Annotated in this window: 1 protein-coding gene; it reads right to left on the bottom strand. The window is 66.9% G+C overall.

Features of this window, described 5'->3' with window-relative positions; translation table 11 throughout:
• Positions 1-8 precede the first annotated feature (8 nt).
• Complete coding sequence (gene tuf / locus MKK65_RS09340; RefSeq protein WP_058195404.1) at positions 9-1,199, bottom strand: elongation factor Tu; 1,191 nt, start codon at positions 1,197-1,199, stop codon at positions 9-11.

Raw genomic sequence — 1,199 nt, 5'->3', positions numbered from 1 at the left:
GTCCTGGCTTAGTCGTTGATGGCGGCGACGACGCCGGCACCGACGGTGCGGCCGCCCTCGCGGATGGCGAAGCGCAGCTTCTCCTCCATGGCCACCGGCACGATCAGCGTGACGTCCATGGTCACGTTGTCGCCCGGCATCACCATCTCGGTGCCTTCCGGCAGCTCGCACACCCCGGTCACGTCCGTGGTCCGGAAGTAGAATTGCGGCCGGTAGTTCGTGAAGAACGGCGTGTGCCGGCCGCCCTCCTCCTTGGTCAGGATGTAGGCTTCAGCCTTGAACTTGGTGTGCGGCTTCACCGAACCCGGCTTGCACACGACCTGGCCGCGCTCCACGTCCTCGCGCTTGGTGCCGCGCAGCAGCACGCCGACGTTGTCGCCCGCCTGGCCCTGGTCGAGCAGCTTGCGGAACATCTCCACGCCCGTCACCGTCGTGGTCGTGGTCGCCCGGATCCCGACGATCTCCACCGTCTCGCCGACCTTGACGATGCCGCGCTCGACGCGACCCGTCACCACCGTGCCGCGGCCCGAGATCGAGAACACGTCCTCGATCGGCATCAGGAACGGCAGGTCGATCGGACGCTCCGGCTGCGGGATGTAGCTGTCCACGGTCGCCATCAGCGCCAGGACCGCCTCCTTGCCGATCTTGGGCTCCTTGTCCTCCAGCGCCATCAGCGCCGAGCCCTTCGTGATCGGGATGTCGTCGCCCGGGAAGTCGTACTTCGACAGAAGCTCGCGTACCTCGAGCTCGACCAGCTCCAGAAGCTCCTCGTCGTCGACCATGTCGACCTTGTTCAGGAACACCACCAGCGCCGGGACGCCGACCTGGCGGGCCAGCAGGATGTGCTCGCGGGTCTGCGGCATCGGGCCGTCGGCCGCCGACACCACCAGGATCGCGCCGTCCATCTGGGCGGCACCCGTGATCATGTTCTTCACGTAGTCGGCGTGGCCGGGGCAATCGACGTGGGCGTAGTGCCGGTTGGCCGTCTCGTACTCCACGTGCGCCGTCGAGATCGTGATCCCGCGCGCCTTCTCCTCAGGCGCCTTGTCGATCTGGTCGTAGGCCGTGAACGTCGCCCCGCCCGTCTCCGCCAAAACCTTCGTGATCGCCGCCGTCAGCGACGTCTTGCCGTGGTCGACGTGACCGATCGTGCCGATGTTGCAGTGCGGCTTGGTGCGGGAGAACTTTTCCTTGCCCAT

It is taken from the genome of Methylobacterium sp. J-001, assembly GCF_022829565.1.
Lineage (GTDB): Bacteria > Pseudomonadota > Alphaproteobacteria > Rhizobiales > Beijerinckiaceae > Methylobacterium.
Note: the sequence above shows the minus strand (reverse complement) of the source record. Positions and strands in the feature narration are given on the sequence as shown.